The organism is Pelagibacterium sp. 26DY04 (assembly GCF_031202305.1).
Lineage (GTDB): Bacteria > Pseudomonadota > Alphaproteobacteria > Rhizobiales > Devosiaceae > Pelagibacterium.
On the sequence record NZ_CP101731.1, the window covers coordinates 2,997,877 to 3,017,044 of the forward strand.

A 19,168-nucleotide genomic window follows, 5' to 3' on the forward strand; every position below is an offset into this window, starting at 1 on the left:
CGTCTGCTCGGCCATCACACAGCCCTCCCGAACAGGCCCTGGGGCTTGATCATCAATACGATCGCCATGATGACGAAAATCACCACCGCCGAGGCCTCGGGATAGAACACGCGCGTAAAGCCTTCGATGATCCCCAGGCCAAAGCCGGTGACGATGGCGCCCAAGATCGATCCCATGCCCCCGATCACCACGACAGCGAACACCACGATGATCAGGTCGGCGCCCATATTGGGGTTGACCGAATAGATCGGGGCGGCGAGCACCCCCGCCAGCGCCGCCAGTCCCACGCCGAACCCATAGGTGAGCGTCACCAGCCGCGGCACGTTGATGCCGAAGGCGCCAACCATGGTGGGGTTTTCGGTTGCCGCGCGCAGATAGGCGCCCAGCCGCGTCTTTTCGATGGCAAACCAGGTGCCAAAGCACACGACCACCGACGCGACCACCACCCATGCGCGATAGTTGGGCAGGAACATGAATCCAAGATTGGTTCCACCCTGGAGCTGGGACGGTATGGAGTAAGGCAGTCCCGACACCCCATACTGATTGCGGAACAGGCCCTGGATGATCAGCGCCAGCCCGAAAGTCAAAAGCAGCCCGTAAAGGTGATCGAGGTGATAGAGTCGCGAGATCATCAGCCGCTCGATCACCACCCCGAACGCCCCGACCACCACCGGCACGATGATGAGCGCCCACCAGTAGTCGATCCCCAGATAGGTCAGCAGCATCCAGGCCACGAACGCCCCCATCATGTACTGGGCGCCGTGGGTGAAATTGATGATGTTGAGCAAACCGAAGATCACCGCCAGCCCCAGGCTGAGCAGGGCGTAGAATGATCCGTTGATCAGCCCGAGCAGCAATTGCCCGAACAGGGCGGCAGCCGGAATGCCGAAGATCTCGAACATGGGCGTATGGCTTTCAAAGGCTCTTTGAACGGTTGGGACGCGCCGGGGAGGAGGAACCGGCGCGTCCCGTTTTCGCTGCCGGCCGGCTTACCCGACCAGTTCGCACCCGCCCTGATCGAGCGGACGGAAGGCGCTTTCGGCCGGAATGGTGTAGCCGAGCTCGTAATAATCCCAGGGGCCTTCCGACTGGTCTGGCGACTTGACGCGGAACAGGTACATGTTGTGGATCTTGCGCCCGTCGGCCCGGATTTCACCCTCCCCGAACAGCGGGTCCGAGGTTGGCATGGCCTTCATCGCTTCCATCACCGGCCCGGCTTCCACGCTCTGGGTTTCCTCGATGGCCTTGAGATAGTGGAGCACGCCCGCATAGACGCCGGCATGGACCATGGTGGGCATATCCCCGCCATTGCGCTCGGCGAAACGCTCTGACCATTCCCGCGTCCCCTCGTTGAGGTCCCAATAAAAGCTCTCGGTGAGCACCAGGCCTTGAGCGGTTTCCAGTCCCAGCGCGTGAACGTCGGAGATAAACATCAGCAGCGCCGCCAGGGACTGGCCCGACTGGGTGATGCCGAATTCGGAAGCCTGCTTGATGGCGTTGATGGTATCGCCACCCGCATTGGCAAGCCCGATCACCTCTGCGCCCGACGATTGCGCCTGCAGCAGGTAGGACGAGAAATCCTGGCCGGGGAAAGGATGCCGCACGGTGCCCAGCACCTCGCCGCCCGCCGCCTCGACCACGGCCGCCGTGTCGGTTTCCAGCGCATGGCCGAAAGCATAGTCGGCGGTGAGGAAGAACCAGGTGTCCGATCCCGATTCCACCATCGCGGTGCCCGTGCCATTGGCGAGCGCCCAGGTGTCATAAGTCCAGTGAACCGTGTTGGGCGAGCATTGCGCGCCGGTCAGGTCCGCCGATCCGGCCCCCGAATTGATGAAGATGCGGTCCTTCTCGCGGGTGATCTCGTTGACCGCCAAGGCCGCCGACGAGGTGGGCACGTCGACGATGGCGTGCACGCCCTCCTCGTCATACCATTGGCGCGCGATGGTCGAGGCCACGTCCGGCTTGTTCTGGTGGTCCGCCGAGATGATCTCGACATTGATGCCCTTGTCGGCGGCCATGAAATCCTCGACCGCCATCTGCGCGGCAATCACCGAGCCTTCTCCCGAAAGGTCGGCATAGATGCCGGAGCGGTCGTTAAGCACACCGATCTTGACGTCGATTGCGTAAGCCGAGCCGGCCATGGCGCCTGCCATGGCCAAAGCCAGGATTGGGGTTGAGATTCTCACGTTGCTATCCTCCCTTGGTGAACGTGCCGGGCGTCTCCGACGCCCGGATCGGCGCTACACGCCCAGATAGGCGTGCAATTTCTCGGTATTGGCATCGAGCTCGGCGTTGGGGATCATGTCGATCACCCGGCCCTGCTCGACGACGTAGTGGCGATCGGCCACCGACGCTGCAAAGTGGAAGTTCTGTTCGACCAGCACGATGGTGTAGCCCTCCGCCTTGAGCCGCGAGATGGTGCGGCCAATCTGCTGGACGATCACTGGTGCAAGCCCCTCTGTCGGTTCGTCCAGCAGCAGCATCATGGCACCAGTGCGCAGAATGCGGGCAATGGCCAACATTTGCTGTTCGCCGCCCGAAAGCTTGGTGCCCTGGCTCGATAGGCGCTCCTTGAGGTTGGGGAACATTTCGAAGATCGTCTCGACCGCCATGCCACCCGGCTTGACCACCGGAGGCAGCATCAGGTTCTCTTCGACCGAGAGCGAGGAGAAAATCGCCCGTTCCTCGGGGCAAAGCGCGATCCCCGCCTTGGCGATGGCGCGCGATGGCGCCCCGATCAGCTCCTGGCCCTCGAAGCGGACCGATCCGCTGCGCTTGGCCAATATCCCCATGATGGCCTTGAGCGTCGTCGTCTTGCCCGCTCCGTTCCGCCCCAGAAGCGTCACCACCTCCCCCGGCGCGACGTCGAAATCGATGCCGTGGAGCACGTGGCTCTCGCCATACCAGCCCTCCAGTCCGGAAACGGCGAGCAGCGGCGCGTTCACAATATGGGTTTGCGCATCAAGCATGGCCGACACCGATATAGGCCTCCACCACCTGCGGGTCCTTGGACACCACCTCATATGGCCCCTCGGCCAGAACCTGGCCCCGCGCCAGAACCGTGATCGTGTCGGACAGATCGGCGACCACCGAGAGATTATGCTCCACCATGAGGATCGTGCGGTCGGCCGAAATGCGCCTGATGAGCGCCGATATCCTGTCGACATCCTCATGAGCCATGCCGGCCATGGGCTCGTCGAGCAGCAGCATTTCGGGATCGAGAGCGAGCGTCGTCGCAATCTCGAGCGCGCGCTTGCGGCCATAGGAGAGTTCCGCGGCGGTGTGATGGGCGAAATCGGCCAACCCCACCTCTTCAACGCGCCGCAGGGCTTCGGTGTTGAACTGGCCGAGCACCGTCTGGGCGCGCCAGAAATCGAAATTGGCCCCGCGCCTGCGCTGCAGGGCAACCCGGACATTCTCCAGCACCGTTAGCTTGGGAAAAACAGCCGAAATCTGGAACGAGCGCACCATACCCAATTGCGCGATCTCCGAAGCGGCGAGCGTCGTAATGTCCCTGCCATTGAAGGTGATGGTGCCGGCCGTAGGCTGCAAGAATTTGGTGAGAAGATTGAAACAGGTGGTCTTGCCCGCCCCGTTCGGCCCGATCAGTGCATGGATCGAGCCGCGCCTGACGTCGAGATCGACATTGTTGACGGCCATGAACCCCGCGAACTGCTTGGTCATGCCCTTGGCCGACAGGATGAGATCGGTGCCCGTCATTTCGCCGTCCACCCCCCGTCGATGGAGATCGTGGCGCCGGTGATCGAGCGCGCCATTTCACCTGTGAGATAGAAGGCCATTTCGGCGATCTCCTCGGGCTGCACGAAGCGTTTGGTCGGCTGGGGCGCAAGCATCACTGTCCTGATCACCTCCTCTTCGCTCATCTTGTGCACCCGCGCCTGGTCTGCCACCTGTGCCGCGACGAGCGGGGTCCACACATAGCCGGGGCAGATCGCATTTACGGTAATCCCCGTTTCGGCCACTTCCAGCGCCACGGTACGGGTAAGCCCCACCACCCCATGCTTGGTCGCCACATAGGCGGACTTGTATGGGGATGCGCGCAGCCCATGCGCCGACGCCACATTGATGATGCGGCCCCAACCTTTCCGTTTCATTGCCGGAAGGGCGGCCCTGATGGTGTGATAGGCGCTGTCGAGGCTGACGGCGACGATGCGGCGCCAGTCCTGGGGTGCGAGGTCCTCGACCGCCGCGACCTTCTGGATGCCCGCATTGTTGACCAGGACATCGAGCGCACCGAACCGGTCGATGACCGCTCTTGCCAGCCCGTAACTCTGCGCATCGTCGGCAAGATCGCCGGGGAAATATTCGGCCCGGCCGACCGCGCCGCCGATCTCGTGCACGATCGCTTGGGCCTCTTCGGCAGTCTCAAGCCCGTTGGCCGCAACCGTAAGGCCGGCCGCCGCAAGGCGCTTGGCGATCGCCAACCCGATTCCACTCGTCGCGCCGGTCACCAGCGCGACACGATGTTCGACGTCCTCGGACACCGCGCCTCCATCCCTTTGTTCGGACCCTTTGGGCCTTGTTCTTGCCGAACTACGTATCAAGGACCATGCCAAACGCTCCCACGCCCTCCCGGCGCCCGATTTTCAGGGGCCTTCCGCATATGACAGTATCGCCGATTGGCGCCTCCAGGCTTGAGGTGTCCGGCTTTAGCTACGCTATTGTCCGCTAAACCGGACATTTGACGCCTTCGACTTGCATCTCTTGCCGGATGAACCGGACAGTTCTACGCTTTAGGGCGGAGGAGACCGCACGATGCCCGATACCCAGCTTGCCAATGCCAACACGCCCCCGGCCCTCGTCTCGGCAGCCATGGGGGCCTTCGACATGCTGCGCGAATATTTCGAGGGCGCCATCATGGTGGATGCCGATGCGCGCATCGTCTGGCTCGACGGCCGCTATCGCCGTCTGCTCAAGCTGGATGACGATTACGATCCGGTCGGGCGGCCGGTGGAAGACGTTCTGCCGCATTCGCAATTGCGCCGGGTGGTCAAGACGGGGCGGCCGAGCCTGCTCGACATCATGCAGTTCGACGACCGGCAGTTCGTCGTCTGCCGCATTCCGCTCAAGGATGAAGCGGGCGCGGTCAAGGCCGCCATCGGTTTTGTGTTCTACGACAATGTCGATTACCTCGCCCCGATCCTCAAGAAGGTCGAGCAGCTTCAAAAACAGCTTTCCCGCGCCCAGGCCGCTCTGACCCGCGAGCGGCAGACCAAATATTCACTCGCCAGCTTCGTTGGCGCCAGCGAGGTGGTTCAGGAGCTCAAATCCCAAATCCGCCGCTTCGCCCTGCGTGATGGGCCTACCCTGCTGCTGGGGGAAACCGGCACCGGCAAGGAGCTCCTGGCCCACGCGATCCATCAGGCGTCCGACCGGGCCGAAGGCCCATTCGTTGCCGTCAACATGGCTGCGATCCCCGAAGCTCTGCTGGAATCGGAATTCTTCGGCGTCATGCCGGGCGCCTATACGGGCGCGGAGAAAAAACCGCGCCCCGGCAAGTTCGAGCTGGCCCATGGCGGCACGCTGTTTCTCGACGAAATCGGCGACATGCCGCTCTCGATCCAGGCCAAGTTCCTGCGCGTTCTCCAGGAGGGCGAGATTGAGGCTTTGGGCTCGAACGCGGTCAAGAAGGTCGACGTGCGCATCATCGCCGCCACCTCCCAGGATCTCGAACAGCTCATGGCTGAGCGCCGTTTCCGCTCCGATCTTTACTACCGCATCGCCGTGCTCACGGTGAACGTGCCCCCCTTGCGCGAGCGGCGCGAGGACATCGGGGTGATCTGCGAGCGCCTGCTCGAAACCATCCCCCGCGCCGAGGACATGGCCGATTGGGTTATCAGAGACGACGCCGTCGCCTTGCTCCGCCGCCATGATTGGCCCGGCAATGTACGCGAATTGCGCAACACGCTCGAGCGCGCCGCCGCGATCGCTCCCACCGAAGTGCTCAGTTCCGAAATCATCGCCCGCGCCATGCCACGCTCGCCTTCACATCCCCCCGCGTCCGGCATCGATCCATCGGACCTCGCCGACACCCGCGCCCGCGCCGAGCGCGAGGCGATCATCGAAGCGATCGGCCGGGCCGGCGGCAACAAATCCGACGCCGCCCGCCTCCTCGGCATCTCTCGCAGCCAGTTCTACGAAAAGCTCAAGCGCTACGATTTGAACTGACTATCCCCGCCGCCACCTGCCAACGACCCTGCTGCAAGGGCTGAGCCGAGGGGAATTGCGCAGCGCCAGACCTGCACCAACTTAGCTTCAGGCGCTCACGAGGATAACGGGCATCCAGCCCGTTGATGCAATGGATGAGTTTGGTAGCGGAGGAGGGACTTGAACCCCCGACACGCGGATTATGATTTGGCATATACCGCGCTGTACATACCGTAATCCTTGGACTTTAACAATAACTGTGCTGCGGGTGTGCTAGGGTCCAAACCCAATCAGATCATTGAGTAGGCGCTACAAATCAGATTGTCTGGCCTTGAGTTGAGCTGGAGGCGTTGATGAGCAGACTGTTTTGGTTGAGTGACGAAGCCTGGGCGGCCATCGAACCGCATCTCCCCAAGAACCAGCCTGGAGCACGTCGGGTTGATGACCGGCGGGTGATTTCGGGGATCATCCACATGCTCAAATGCGGCGGGCGCTGGGCTGACTGCCCTGCCGAGTATGGCCCTTCGACCACCATCTACAATCGCTGGAACCGCTGGAGCCGTCGCGGTATCTGGGCACGCATTCTTGCAGCCCTGACCGAACAAGGCTGGATTGCGGAAACCGCTCAGATCGACAGCAGCTATATCAAGGCCCATCGCTGTGCAGGTGGGGGAAAAGGGGGGCGCGAGCCAATGCCATTGGCATCTCGCGTGGTGGCCGGACCACCAAGATCCACGCGCTCGTCGACGTTCTCGGCAGGCCGCTCCGCCTCATCCTGACGCCCGGCAACGCCTCGGACATGAAAGGTGCCGATCTGCTCATCGCCCACACCATGGGCATGAAGCGGGTCATCGCCGACCGGGGTTACGATGCAAACCGCCTGCGCTCCACTCTGCGCAACCAGAACACCATCCCGGTGATCCCCGGACGCAAGAACCGCAAACGCGCCGTCCGCTACGATGAGAAACGTTACAAGGACCGCTGGCGCGTCGAGGCCATGTTCTGCCGCCTCAAGGATTTCCGGCGCATCGCCACACGATACGACAAACTCGCCCGCAATTACCTCTCCGCCGTCATGCTCGCGGCCGCAGTCGCCTACTGGCTATGAACGAGTCTCGACCCTAGGATTCGTTTCTCCTAAATGCAGATCATCAGTTCGACTGATCGAGCTACATCCAGTCTAAAAATTTAGCACCCCTGCTCGCTAGGCACGCATTGCAATAAAAAATGTCATCACGGAGGTGTGAATTATAAACATCGCCGAGCTTCACAGGAATTCAATAAACTACTGGTTTATATTGAATTCCGAAGCAACTTCCTTTGTGGGGGACGAGATGGCTATATACTACATGATACAGCACAGCGATATCATCGCTACCGAGGCAGCGGGATCACCAGGAACCGGCTGGGCACTCGCCACAGACCTGCAAGCTCTGTTGGACACCGCACGCACCGCAAACCTTCCATTAATTCTTCAGCCGGGGCTTTATACCACCTCGACAGCGGTTACCATTTCACCTGGAACGGGAGGGGGCAATTCTCTCGAACTGCGCGCTATACCCGGTACGGCTATTATTCGCCTCACCACATCGGCTGAGCATTTGCTGGAAGTGAGGGATGTACCCGATGTTTCGGTTGCGGGAATTACATTTGACGGCGGTGGCCATCCGCTTAGCGGAGGAGCTTCGCCGATCGGTTTGGTTCGGTTTACCGGCCCCGATTCCTACAACTTCACGCTACGAAATTGCCGTATCCTCAATTCTACGCAGACGGGCATCGTCGTCAATGATCGCTCTCAGGGACGGATCATTGAAAGCATTTTGCTAAACTGCCGAACTGGGATTTTCGCCAACGACAGTCTCGCGATTATTGAACAAAACTACCTGCAAGGCATGCTCGATAATGGCGTAGCGGTCTGGACCTCTGCTCACGCGTTCAATGGGTCGCAAGTTTTTGGAAATCAGATCGAGGGCGTAAACAACGACTCGGGTGGCACGGGGCAGTATGGCAACGCCGTCCTCATATTTCGAGCCGGAGGTGTGAAAGTAATGAACAACACTCTGAGGGACACGAAATATTCTGCAGTGCGGGCGAACGGCGCGCTTGATCTACAGGTCATCGGCAACAATTGCAGCGATTTGCGCGAAGTCGCAATATTTATCGAGGCTCCCGGCGCCGGGTTGGACCTTATCGGTTGCGTGATTAGCGATAACGTAATTAATCGCGCTGGCATGGGGATTTCGGTTGCCAATGCGGGGCTTTACAACGATGGTGCCGCGAAGCGTACAATCGTCAGCAACAATATCGTCTCCAATATAACCCGGAACGCGATACCAGACCCTGGCTATTCTCATCCCGTCACCTCCGGCATTGGCATGGGATCAGAGATCGATAGCAATATAACTGGAAATACGATTGAGAATGTTGCCACTATAGGAATAGGGCTCGGAACAAACGATGCTGCCATTAATTTGGCATGCACCGGAAATCTTATTATCAATGCCCCCATGGGGATCGGATATTCGGCGAATCCCGATGCCGAGTCTATTTTAATCAGCTCGAATTTGATCCGCGGATATAGAGAAATTTCCGATATCGACGAACCAGATTATGCCAACTCGGGCGCGATTGTTTCATACCATTTTAACGGAACCAATGATGTTCGCGACAGTTCGGGAGGAGCCGCGAACACCGATTACGGCAATAGCGCACATGCCGTTGCCGGAAGCGTCACCATTGGCATGAACCGTGCCGACACCTAATCTCGTGTTGTATCTGGCAATTTTAACTCGCCGTTCCGTCTGAAATTTCGTGGTCGCTGCAGTGGTCCAATCTGCCGATCGTCTTTTACGCCACGAAATGAGCGCATAGAGCGGCTTCGGTTTCGCTGATGATCCATCCTTCGACGACGACAAATTTGTCGTCGTCGAAGTCCTGGCAGCATTGTGCCTGAAACCGCGCCAGTCTTTCCACAGGACATGTGGACTGCATAGCTGCCGCCGTATGGGTCTTGCCGGCCAGCTTAGCGTGAGCGTATTCGGGCAAGCTATATCGCGGATAGGCCGCGACGACGGCAATGCCGACCGTCCGCAATATTTCGGGATCGACGCCTTCCAGCGGATCAACGGCCGCAAAGAAGTCCGGCACGTTGCGATCGACAAAACGGCAGCCGACTAGTCCGGTACCGTAAATGGCGGCACCGGCCAAAAGCACGCCCCCGGCACCGATCAAGGCTCTACGGGTCATTTTCGCCATGAGGAAATCTCCTAGGCCAATTGCATGAGGGCATCGTCGGCCAAATGGTCGGCGAGCCGAATGGCGAGTGCGGTTATGGTCAGTGTCGGATTGGCCATGCCTCCCGTAGTGAATACGGAGCTTCCGGCCACAAAGAGATTATCCACCGAGTGGACCCTGCAGTCGGCATCTACCACGCCTTGACGCGGATCGTCGTGCATGCGGGTCGTGCCCATGTGATGGTAACCTGTGAAAACGTTATCTAGGCTCGGCGGGGCATCAATCCCCAATTGAAGGCGGCCCAAACCCGCGCTTCCGAAGGCTTTGCCGATCAATTCATGAGTACGGCGAAGGCTCATCATGTCTTGATCGGACACCCGCCAATCGAGATTGATCCGACGAAGCCCAAGCGCATCCACGTCGTCATTAAGCGTGACGCGACTGTCAGGATCGGGCGCCTGCTCGGCATCCTGCTTGAAGGCGATCGACGATATCCTGCCTGACCCGGAGAATTGCCGTTGAATATGTCTGATGATGCCCGTCATCACTGAACCTGGAGCTTCGGCAACGGTGCATAAGCGCTCCGTGAGACGCTCGGGCGCCTGGCCGCGCGAGAACGACTTTGCCAGCGTGGAAAATGCGAGCCACGCATGGTCGCGAAAATCGTCGTTGTGGGCCTGGCTTTCCCAGGAAATTGCCATGAAAGCAGTGTTGTTGAGCAAGTGTTCAGCGCGTTTGACTTCGGCTGGCAAGGTCATGCCGATCAGCAGTTGCGCCGTCTCGGTCGCTTGGTCGTAAAAGCTCAGGTCGGTTTCATCATCCGACAATACCAATGAGCTGGTAGTGGTGTTGAGATGGTCCATGAAGAACCGCCCTACCAAATCAAGGTCATTGCCCAAGCCAGCCTGGCGCTGCTTGTTGGCATTGAGCAATATTCTCGGATTTTCGATGCCGCCACAGGCCAGAACATAGGCCTTAGCCATAACTTCGGCTGTCTTGCCCTCTAGGGTGGCGACGGTAACACGCGCGACGCGCGAGGTTCCCTCCTCAAGGACAATGTCAGTCACGCTCGCATGAAGAATGCAGGTGATATTTTCGTCCGACCCCACGTCCTCAAGATATTTTTCCCCGAAACGGGTTGGGGCACTCATCTGGAAGACCGCCGGAATCACCTGCGATGGGTCGAGCGGCAGCGGACTGCCGTTCAATTCAAAACCCCATTCAGCTTGTGAATATTTGTAAGGGCCAAGGTCAAGATAGGGCTGCGCGCGCTCGTAGAACGGATCCAGCGTGGCCCGAGTAATGGGCCAACCACTATGGGGAACACCCTCCCGCGCTTCGAAATCAATCGGATCGAGCGGCGCACATAATCCTGTCCAATGTCCGGATGTTCCTCCGAACTGCCTCAATCGCGAATAGCTCACATCGGTGTTGGCGTGTCCGACAACGTTACCATCGTAGAGCGATTGCACCGCATTCTCGTATTGCATTCCTCCGCTCTCAAGCAGCACGGTCCGGATACCGCGACGCGATAGCTCGAGGGCCAGAGTGATGCCGGCCGGTCCGGCGCCTGCTATGCAGACATCGGCCGAAAAGCGATCTCCGTCCGATCGCGACAAAAGATCAATAAACATGTGCTCAAATTCCGCTATCAGTCGCGCTTCAACAGGCGCTTGATCATCTGCTTGCCGCGCGCCATGGCCTGGATGCTGGCGAGCAGCCCCCGCGTGGACGCGCCCTTTGGCCCCATCACCAACGTTCCCATGGTGCGCGTCTCGCCCCATAGTCCGCACACCACATGCCCATCAACCGTGGTCGCAGCATCCATGCGCTCGAATGTCTCGTCGGCGAAGAATCGTTCGATAACCTTATATTCGAGCAGCATCCCCGGCCCGAAGCGGCGGTAGGTTTCATCGAAGGCGCATTTGGGCGTAAACAGCGTCTTTCCGGCAGCAATATTAATGGACAGGGCGATTGGCTTTCCATCGAATAGGAGGCTGTCCACGCTGGCCAGACCCACCCCGTTCCGCGAGCCGCCATAGGCCGCTCGGGCAAACGCCGCATCTCGTGGGACGGAAAGGAACGCCGTCCGCCGTTTTCCCTTCCAGCCGGATGCTTCGATACGCAGAAAGCCCTCAACCCGCGCGGCCACAGTGTCCGGGTCATCCACTCGCTCGAAGCGCAACTCACCCTCGCGCTCGAGACGGCGCCAGTTACGCTCGATGTCCTTGGACCGCTTCTTGCCGATTACCGTTTCGACATGCACGGCGAAATCCTGCGCTCTGCGCGTAAGTATTGGCCGCTCATAGAGCGAAGCCATGCCCGTCTCGAAGCCCAGCCGCTCGGCCTCTGCGCGCGCCAGCTCCTGAAATGGACCCTGCGCCCCAACATGAGGGAAAATCCAGTGTTGCGGCAACCCACGCATTGTCGCGATCGCACCAAACAACCCCGCGATGGCGAGTTCGGCATGTTGGGCTGAAATAAGCGGAGTACCCGACACCTGATAGAGATTGAGCGCCGGCGCGCCCAGCCCAAACGAGCCCAGCCCTTTGACCAAAACGGGCAGGAATCCGATAAGCTCCGCGGTATCGCGCTTGTAGAGCGCCAGGGCCTGAAATTGGCCTGCATAGGCATCGATCCCGCTCAGCACCATCTGCGGCGTCAGCCACGGATTGTCTTCGAGGGCGCCGCTTGCCAGCGCATTCCAGGCCGCCGCGTCAATGCTCCTGATGCCTTCGATGTCGAGCACGTCAACCCTGCACGGCAACCGAACCTCGGCAATGCCCTGCGTGGCCAGGATGCCCGTCAAAGCCATCGCCGCTTCGGCAAACTCAATCATATGACTACCTTTTCCACCGCTCGCGCCACGCCGCCATTCTGTTGGTGGCCCACGCCCTTAGGCGCCCATGTGGTATGATGGCGCTGCCGCCGAGATCGTTCGAACCGGAATATCAATTGCCGATCGCCAACGGGACCAAAAGCCCGGGAGCGGAACTGTCGAGGGTGAAACGCATCTGACGCTTATAGGCCTGGCGTTTTTGCTGCCCTGAAAGCCGCCAGGCTGCGGTCAGGGCGATCTTGGCCCAGGCGCTGGGTCCATAAAGGTCACGCGATTTTGGTGTCCAGCCGAATTGACGCAAGATGCCGTTCCCATACTGCACTGCAAAATGCCGCCGGATTTCGGGGGTCCAATGCTCGGTGGTGACGGAAATATTGAGACAGTCGCGGTTCTCCACCCGGTGTGGTCCATTGAGCGGCCAATGCGCCATATCGCCGGGCTTAAGGTCGATCACTTCGGCATATTTGTCGAACCAGGGCTGGTAGGTGATTTCTTCCTCGGTCGTGCCGCGAATAATCCCTTCAAGTGCCTTGGGCTTGAGGAATGGCTCGGTATTGGGGTAGATCCAGATGCGCTTTTCACCCCGGATCTGCCAAAGCGCCTGTCCCGGCACGTCGGCATGATAGAAGACTTGCGCGTTCGGTGAAGAGATCAAGAGCCCCATAGACCTCCTGAACACGCCAAAGTTAGGAACATTGTCATCGATCTCGGCAAACATTTCGTCGAGCAGGTCGGAAAATTCGGGCACAAACTCGGCGATCTTGGTGACGTTGATCCATATCCGGCCCGACTGGACCGCGTTGATCAACTCGACCCCGGATAGATCGCCCCGCTTGCAGTAACTCCAGGTTCCCGCATCGTGTGTCCCGATCCCCATGGTATTGATCGCCATCCGGTGCTCAGGGACCTGGTCGAGGATCGCCCCCAACTTCTCGTCGGAAAACAGCACCCGCTCGTGTAGCCCATGCTTGAGCTTGACGATGTGGTTACCCCACAGCGCTTTGGCCTCGGCGTCGAAATTCTTGAAAATCCTGTACGTCATCACTGCCCCCGTAAACTTGTACGAAGCACCATGCCAAACGGATACGGATAATCAAATAAGGACTTAGCAACATGTTTAACAACAAAGGGATGGCGGCCCTAAGATGCTCCCAAATATGAGTATCTGCGCCGATTTCACCACAAGGCGGATGATCGCTCATTGGGAGTGTATGAGGTCACACTATTTACCAAGATGTGCAGCAAACATGGCAATCCGCCTTCAATCCGCTTAGGGACCAATGCGATCGAACCGACGTCGAGGGTCTCCAATGACGATTTCGCGACGCCTTTTTTTTGCAGCGGCCGGTATGGCAGGACTGTCCATCCCTCTTGCGGCGCGTCCCGGCCTTGCGCAATCGAATCTTGTATCAGCCTCTGGCATCGACCAAACTGCACAAGTTCAGGCAGCCCTTGACAGGGCCGCGCAGAGTTCAGGACGGGTTGATCTGCCAGCGGGTCGCATCATGGTCAGCGGGCTGCGCATTCCTTCCGGCACCATGCTTGTCGGCATCCCCGGTGCGAGCGAACTGGTGCAGGCGGGAGACGGGCCGCTTCTCGAAGTTGCCGAAAGGGCCGATGTCACCATCCGAAATATCGTGCTCGATGGCATGGGACGCGACGGAGATATCTGGCATGGCGGTCTGGTGCATATTACCGGCTCTCAAGGTGTTACTATCGAAGGCGTCGCCGTTCGCAATACGCAATTGAACGGCATTTCCGCCCTCGACAGCGCCGTGCGCATCGTCAATTGCGATGTAGCGGGCAGCGAGCTGACCGGCATATTCATTTACAATGGCGGTAGTACCTACATCGCGGGCAACCGCATCTTGGAATGCGGCAATGGAGGCATTCGCATCTGGCGCGGGGAGAATGCCTTCGATGGCGCCATCGTTACCGGCAACCGCATCGCTGCTATCGACTGGACCAATGGCGGCAACGGCCAGAACGGGAATGGCGTCAATATTTTCCGGGCCGATGGCGTGATTGTATCGGACAATGTGATTACCGATTGCGCCTTTTCGGCGATCCGGCTCAACACTACCAACAACACTCAGGTTCGCGGCAACACATGCATGGGCTCGGGTGAGGTCGCCATCTTCTCGGAGTTCACTTTTTCCGGATCGGTAATCTCTGGCAACATCATCGATGGTGCGGCCGCTGGAATTTCGATGACCAACTACAATGACGGCGGACGAGTTGCCACTTGCACCGGCAATATCGTGCGCAACATCACCTCGTCCTCTCCGGTCAATCCTGACACATCGCCATATGGTATCGCTGCGGAAGCCGATGCAGTGGTCACGGGTAATCTCGTCGAAAACAATCCTGGCATCGGCTACCTTGCCGGCTGGGGTCCCTATCTGCGCGATGTGCTGATCAATGGCAATCTAGCGCGCGATTGTGGGATTGGAATCTCGGTGTCCGTTGCTGATGGTGCGGGCTCGGCGATCATCACCGACAATGTGATTTCGGATTTTCACAAACACGCCATAACGGCTGACCGCTGGTGGGAAACCGTCAGCACCGATCTTGCAGTCGATGTCGATCGCTTCCCCAATCTTACCGTACGGAACAACTCGATCATCCCAGGATAGATACGAGAGTTGATGGACACGCTCGCTGCGTGGTTTTTTGCTACTCATGCATTTTCCCGTCGCGTCCATGGCACCTCGTCGAGTCCTTTCGGTCCCAACAAGTCAAGCCGCTTCCTCTGAGCAAACCTCACATAATGTGCATTTCCTTAGGTTCTCGAAATCGCCAAAGCGCCCGTGAACCTTGGTGTTCTGGGCAATTGAAGTCTTTGGTCGCTTGGGCGGATCAACGGCAACATCATGAAAGGCATCCGATCCACGCCTTTCATGAGGTTTCATGCGCCAAGCCCGAGTGCTCACCGATCCCGAGCTTAAACGCCTGCTGGCCGTGGTGGCGCAGCGCAAACATGCGGCTCGGGATCGTATGGCCCTGATGCTGTCCCACCTCGCGGGTTTGCGGGTTGGTGAAATCGCCGGGCTGGTCATGCGGGACGTATTCGAGCCCAATGGCGATGTTCGGGAACAGCTTCGGGTTCGTGCTGGCATCGCCAAGGGTGGGCATGAGCGGGTCGTGTTCATGAGTGAGCGCCTGCGTAAAGAGATCGTCCGCTACCGGGATGCCCTGCCCGATATTGCCCAGCGGGCTGGTGATGCGCCCTTGCTGCTAACGCAGAAGCGCACGGCGTTTTCTCCGAACACCCTCTGTCAGTTGATGGGGCAGCTTTACCGGGCCGCAGGCCTCGATGGTGCATCATCCCACTCGGGCCGTCGCTGGTTCATCACTCAGCTTGCCCACTCCGGGGTGTCGCCCAAGGTCATCATGACCCTAGCTGGGCACCGAAATCTGACCACCACCCAGCGCTATATCGATGTGCGCGACGACATGATGCGCGCGGCTGTCGAGCTGCTTTAGCGACGACACATTTCAAATTGCAATGTGTGGGCTGCGTTCACCCAATGTTGTCTTCTGCTTGGGAAGTAGCGGGTATTTTGATTTGGGGGCACTATGGCCAAGGCATTCACAAAGAACCTACCAGCCAAACTCGTTGATGCGATCATCTACGCTCGCCGTCACCGGGCAAAGATCATCCAGCCTGTCGGCAATGACGTTATCCCCCAGTATCACGCGCTGTTTGATCGCGTTTACGCCGCGCATGCGACCGAGAAATTTGCAGGAAAGGGTGTCGATCAAATCACGACAGCCGATTGGCGGGTGCTGTTCTATTACAAGATGACCACCCGACATCACTTCGACATGGAAGCGACCCTAGCGAAAATCGCCGACGCTCGCGAATACGCCAGCAAAAACCCTGAGGCCAAATTGGAGGACGGCTGGCGCGTTTCAGACGAGCAGCGGCAAGCTGACCGTCAGCGTGCACTCGATGACATGCGTGCCGATATGCGGACATGGTCAGATGAAGAGCTTCAGGACTTTGCTGGCCTAAGTGAAGAAACCGCCCAGTTCGTTCGCAGCATCAAGCCCCATCATCGAAACGCCATCGTCGAGGACTTCCACGCCAAAGAGCCAAGCCTTCTGTCGCCGGTGGCACCTTTCGATCGCCCCTATGACTTTTCTTTTCGCCGTCGCCCCCCGCTAAAAATGGAGGGTCTGCGCAAACATTATAACGCCGGGACGGGGAAGAAGAAGGGGGCCATGGATGTCGCCCGTATGGCCGCGAAAAACCTGCAATCGGAAATCGCCAAGCTTTCACCGCAGATCAAGCTCGACCTCTTTATCCACTATGGCGCAGATGAATTTGATCAAAGGCATGGTCGGACCAGCAATCGCAACCGCAACAAGCTGCTCACTGCCTGTATCATCGCCGCCGATGGTAGCCAGTTTGGCGACTGCTATACCTGCAACTCGGCCCTGGTTCAACGTGCAATGGCAATTTTGTAGCCACGAGTTCTCTTCTTAAGTTATTGATATCGAATACCTTTCGCCCCTCCCGTTCTAATCGAGACGGGTCAGCCAAATCCCTATGCTTCTGGACATCAACACTGACCAGGAGCAAAACATTGACGACCAAACTTCAACACCACACCGCTCAGAACGACATTCTCAGCGAGCACCACGCCGAGTTCAGCAACGCCTATGAGGCACAGCTGCGCACCGATGGCCTGGCGATCGGCGAACAGGCAGAATCCGACGAGGCACTGGATGCCTATCGTCAGATGCTCAAGACCACCGACGAACAAGTCCAAACCGCACTGATCTCTCGCGATCGCCGCCACGATCTAATCTTGACGGCTAGTTTTGTTTGCTGGGTTAAGACTGCTGAACAGTCGCCCGGTTATATCGACGGCCTTCTTGGAGAGAGCGATGTGAAGGTTGCGGCAAATGCGGCCTCAGTCGAACGCGCCAGGATGAGCGCTCTCATCCGGCTCGTCACCGGACAGGTTGCAGCACGGGCCGATACCAATGTGCGTATTTCCCGCCTCTCCAAGACCGCAATTGGTCTGATCATGGAATGCGAATGCCGTGGCATTGCGGTTCACCTGGGCAATGTCGTCGATGTGATCGACACCGCTCTGGAGCACAACAGGTCCTATTTCCAAAAGCTCGTCGATGCGCATGAGGCAAGCTCGGCCACGAAAGTCGATTTCCAATCCACGTCCCCCAGCTCCCCCGCATCGGAGGCGACGCCCCCCAATGGGCAACCGCATACCCCGCAGAAGCCCGAGCTAGGTAACAATAATGGGAACGCCTCAGACGAGACCAGTGCGGCACCCTCGGCCCCATTGAGGCTGCTCCCCACGCCGAGCACCGCGTCTCAGGTGCTTCCTGCAGTGATCGGCAAGCTTCCCAACGACGCAGGGCTCGACCAGGACTACTTCATCATGCTTGGCCACGTTCGCGGCGACACCATCGTGGTGCGCGGTCCCATCGTCTCGACCCAGGCCGACGAAGTTCTTCGTGCGCTGGAAAAAGCCTACCAGTGCGCTGCTTAGGACGGGAGGAACCCATCATGAAAAACCCTCTCGCCCATACCGGCGCTGCCTATCGTCCTGCGATGCAGGACTGGATGGCTCGCGTCATCAGTGACGGCACCGCCCCGTTGCGAACCGACGGCAAGCTCAGCAGTGCGGATTTGCACCTGCTGAGCGGCAGTGGCCTTGCTCACGTTACCCATTTCCTTCAGGCCGCACCCGATGGGATTGAAGGCAGCGAGCGATCGATGGTCGCCACCCGCAATCCTGCGATCACCCACGGGATGGCCGACAGCGGCGGCTATCAGGCATCCACCGGGGTGCTCAAGCTTACGGAGCGGCGGCAGCACGACATGTTCCGATTTTCAGAAGCGATGAACAGTGCAGCCATCCTTGACGGCCCCACTTCCTCGATCACCAATCCCAAGAGCAAGCTGCGCTCTCTGGCCGACTGCATGAGGTTCACCGAGTCGAACGCCCTTTATGCCATCCAGCATCGCGTACCGGGCAAAACCAAGCTCCTCAACGTCAGTCAGGGGCGCTCCCGCAAGGAGTCCGAAGAGTGGCTGGAGGCTGTTTCCAAGTTCAGCGACCCCAAAATCTACGGTGAGCGCGCCCTTGACGGGTGGGCCATCGCTGGAGCGGCACGGCTGCATTTTTCGATCCAGCTGCGCAATCTCATCGTGCTTCGGGAAAATGGCTTGCTCAGAAACGGCGCCCCCATTCACGTGCTGGGCACTGGGCATCCGGAAGTGGCGTGTGCACTTAGTGCCGTGCAATCGGGGCTGCAAAAGACGATCGGCGAGGACATCCAGGTCTCCTTCGACAGCGCCACGCCATTCATCATGGCCGGCAAGTACAAGAAGGCCTTGGGTGTGCCGACCCTCAACCGCAAGGGTTTGCAGATGACGATCGCTCAGATGCCGCATGGCGACATTTACGTCGGCAGCGATCACCCCTGGCCCGTCTCCAGCCCCTTCGCCAACCGGCTCGACCTGGGCGACCTCAATGTGCGCAAGGGCGATCCTAAGTCGGCTTGGGACACGCTCTCGCACGTGCTCATCGCCGTGCACAATGTCTGGGTGATGTGTCGGGCGATCGCATTGGTCAATCATCGGCTTAGTCTCCCCTCCCCCAACCGCAATCTGTGGCTGCCGCCGCGGATCGTCGAGTTGGCCGAAATCATCCAAGAAATCCTCGTGCGTGAGAACTCGCACACGATGATCGACCAGCATCAGGTCCTTTTGGACATGCTCCAGCACAAGAGCCGGAACACAAAGCTGCTCGAAGACTACGGCGACGCCGACCGCTAAGCGCCGCCGCATCCTCGGCCGCTGATCAGCGGCTCTCCCAAAACCCCTGCGCCGTTTCACTCTGCTGTCTCAGCGGACAGGACCGGTGCGTCTCGAAAAAGGAAAATTCA

17 protein-coding genes are annotated in these 19,168 nt (G+C 59.1%); 8 read left to right on the forward strand and 9 right to left on the reverse strand.

The genetic code is table 11. The annotated features are described in order from the left end of the window. Positions 1–14 precede the first annotated feature (14 nt). From NO932_RS14815 to NO932_RS14835, 5 genes are all read right to left on the reverse strand, one after another. Entirely contained in the window at positions 15–902 is an 888-nt protein-coding gene (locus NO932_RS14815; protein WP_309160214.1) for a branched-chain amino acid ABC transporter permease, read from the reverse strand. A gap of 87 nt (positions 903–989) precedes the next feature. After that, positions 990–2,153, reverse strand: coding sequence for an ABC transporter substrate-binding protein (locus NO932_RS14820; protein WP_309163717.1), 1,164 nt, complete (start codon positions 2,151–2,153; stop codon positions 990–992). A gap of 87 nt (positions 2,154–2,240) precedes the next feature. Continuing rightward, positions 2,241–2,969: an ABC transporter ATP-binding protein gene (locus NO932_RS14825; protein WP_309211062.1), complete on the reverse strand. Its 729-nt coding sequence runs from the start codon at positions 2,967–2,969 to the stop codon at positions 2,241–2,243. Next, entirely contained in the window at positions 2,962–3,720 is a 759-nt protein-coding gene (locus NO932_RS14830; RefSeq protein WP_309208057.1) for an ABC transporter ATP-binding protein, read from the reverse strand. The genes NO932_RS14825 and NO932_RS14830 overlap by 8 nt, the downstream gene beginning before the upstream one ends. Next, positions 3,717–4,505 carry a 3-hydroxybutyrate dehydrogenase gene (locus tag NO932_RS14835; RefSeq protein ID WP_309208059.1) on the reverse strand — a complete coding sequence of 263 codons (789 nt, stop codon included), beginning with the start codon at positions 4,503–4,505 and terminating at the stop codon, positions 3,717–3,719. The genes NO932_RS14830 and NO932_RS14835 overlap by 4 nt, the downstream gene beginning before the upstream one ends. Positions 4,506–4,776: 271 nt before the next feature. On the opposite strand from NO932_RS14835, the gene NO932_RS14840 reads away from it, so the two are divergent. The 3 genes from NO932_RS14840 (at position 4,777) to NO932_RS14850 (ending at position 8,930) form a co-directional block, all read left to right on the forward strand. Further along, entirely contained in the window at positions 4,777–6,189 is a 1,413-nt protein-coding gene (locus NO932_RS14840; protein WP_309208060.1) for a sigma 54-interacting transcriptional regulator, read from the forward strand. A gap of 332 nt (positions 6,190–6,521) precedes the next feature. Next, positions 6,522–7,276 (forward strand): IS5 family transposase gene (locus tag NO932_RS14845; protein WP_309208061.1). Its coding sequence is split into 2 segments (ribosomal slippage): positions 6,522–6,852 and positions 6,852–7,276, totalling 756 coding nucleotides; the frame shifts between segments, so codons are not numbered across the junction. A gap of 226 nt (positions 7,277–7,502) precedes the next feature. Beyond that, a complete protein-coding gene (locus NO932_RS14850; RefSeq protein ID WP_309208063.1) occupies positions 7,503–8,930 on the forward strand; it encodes a TIGR03808 family TAT-translocated repetitive protein in 1,428 nt (475 codons plus the stop codon). Positions 8,931–9,015: 85 nt separating this feature from the next. Here NO932_RS14850 and NO932_RS14855 read toward each other — a convergent pair whose 3' ends face one another. From NO932_RS14855 to NO932_RS14870, 4 genes are all read right to left on the reverse strand, one after another. Next, the gene (locus tag NO932_RS14855; RefSeq protein ID WP_309208065.1) at positions 9,016–9,423 is read right to left on the reverse strand and encodes a hypothetical protein; all 408 of its coding nucleotides are present in this window, start codon (positions 9,421–9,423) and stop codon (positions 9,016–9,018) included. Positions 9,424–9,434: 11 nt separating this feature from the next. Next, entirely contained in the window at positions 9,435–11,036 is a 1,602-nt protein-coding gene (locus NO932_RS14860; protein WP_309208067.1) for a GMC family oxidoreductase, read from the reverse strand. A gap of 17 nt (positions 11,037–11,053) precedes the next feature. After that, entirely contained in the window at positions 11,054–12,241 is a 1,188-nt protein-coding gene (locus NO932_RS14865; RefSeq protein WP_309208070.1) for a GNAT family N-acetyltransferase, read from the reverse strand. A gap of 112 nt (positions 12,242–12,353) precedes the next feature. Continuing rightward, positions 12,354–13,283, reverse strand: coding sequence for a hypothetical protein (locus NO932_RS14870; RefSeq protein WP_309208071.1), 930 nt, complete (start codon positions 13,281–13,283; stop codon positions 12,354–12,356). 307 nt (positions 13,284–13,590) lie between these two features. On the opposite strand from NO932_RS14870, the gene NO932_RS14875 reads away from it, so the two are divergent. The 5 genes from NO932_RS14875 to NO932_RS14895 all read left to right on the forward strand — a co-directional run bounded on the left by NO932_RS14875 (position 13,591) and on the right by NO932_RS14895 (position 19,058). Next, entirely contained in the window at positions 13,591–14,877 is a 1,287-nt protein-coding gene (locus tag NO932_RS14875) for a TIGR03808 family TAT-translocated repetitive protein (RefSeq protein ID WP_309208072.1), read from the forward strand. A 274-nt stretch (positions 14,878–15,151) separates the two neighbouring features. After that, positions 15,152–15,727, forward strand: a complete 576-nt coding sequence (locus NO932_RS14880; RefSeq protein WP_309208073.1) for a site-specific integrase — start codon at positions 15,152–15,154, stop codon at positions 15,725–15,727. 93 nt (positions 15,728–15,820) lie between these two features. Beyond that, positions 15,821–16,714 carry a hypothetical protein gene (locus tag NO932_RS14885; RefSeq protein WP_309208074.1) on the forward strand — a complete coding sequence of 298 codons (894 nt, stop codon included), beginning with the start codon at positions 15,821–15,823 and terminating at the stop codon, positions 16,712–16,714. 119 nt (positions 16,715–16,833) lie between these two features. Further along, entirely contained in the window at positions 16,834–17,766 is a 933-nt protein-coding gene (locus tag NO932_RS14890) for a hypothetical protein (protein ID WP_309208076.1), read from the forward strand. Between the two features lie 74 nt (positions 17,767–17,840). Next, complete coding sequence (locus NO932_RS14895) at positions 17,841–19,058, forward strand: hypothetical protein (RefSeq protein WP_309208077.1); 1,218 nt, start codon at positions 17,841–17,843, stop codon at positions 19,056–19,058. Positions 19,059–19,168: the final 110 nt, after the last annotated feature.

Coding starts and splice junctions, on each gene's coding strand:
- NO932_RS14840 (WP_309208060.1), top strand. CDS start 4,777: ATGCCCGATACCCAGCTTGCCAATGCCAACACGCCCCCGGCCCTCGTC.
- NO932_RS14895 (WP_309208077.1), top strand. CDS start 17,841: ATGGCTCGCGTCATCAGTGACGGCACCGCCCCGTTGCGAACCGACGGC.
- NO932_RS14815 (WP_309160214.1), bottom strand. CDS start 902: ATGTTCGAGATCTTCGGCATTCCGGCTGCCGCCCTGTTCGGGCAATTG.
- NO932_RS14870 (WP_309208071.1), bottom strand. CDS start 13,283: ATGACGTACAGGATTTTCAAGAATTTCGACGCCGAGGCCAAAGCGCTG.
- NO932_RS14875 (WP_309208072.1), top strand. CDS start 13,591: ATGGCAGGACTGTCCATCCCTCTTGCGGCGCGTCCCGGCCTTGCGCAA.
- NO932_RS14825 (WP_309211062.1), bottom strand. CDS start 2,969: ATGCTTGATGCGCAAACCCATATTGTGAACGCGCCGCTGCTCGCCGTT.
- NO932_RS14880 (WP_309208073.1), top strand. CDS start 15,152: ATGCGCCAAGCCCGAGTGCTCACCGATCCCGAGCTTAAACGCCTGCTG.
- NO932_RS14860 (WP_309208067.1), bottom strand. CDS start 11,036: ATGTTTATTGATCTTTTGTCGCGATCGGACGGAGATCGCTTTTCGGCC.
- NO932_RS14885 (WP_309208074.1), top strand. CDS start 15,821: ATGGCCAAGGCATTCACAAAGAACCTACCAGCCAAACTCGTTGATGCG.
- NO932_RS14865 (WP_309208070.1), bottom strand. CDS start 12,241: ATGATTGAGTTTGCCGAAGCGGCGATGGCTTTGACGGGCATCCTGGCC.
- NO932_RS14820 (WP_309163717.1), bottom strand. CDS start 2,153: ATGGCAGGCGCCATGGCCGGCTCGGCTTACGCAATCGACGTCAAGATC.
- NO932_RS14850 (WP_309208063.1), top strand. CDS start 7,503: ATGGCTATATACTACATGATACAGCACAGCGATATCATCGCTACCGAG.
- NO932_RS14855 (WP_309208065.1), bottom strand. CDS start 9,423: ATGGCGAAAATGACCCGTAGAGCCTTGATCGGTGCCGGGGGCGTGCTT.
- NO932_RS14830 (WP_309208057.1), bottom strand. CDS start 3,720: ATGACGGGCACCGATCTCATCCTGTCGGCCAAGGGCATGACCAAGCAG.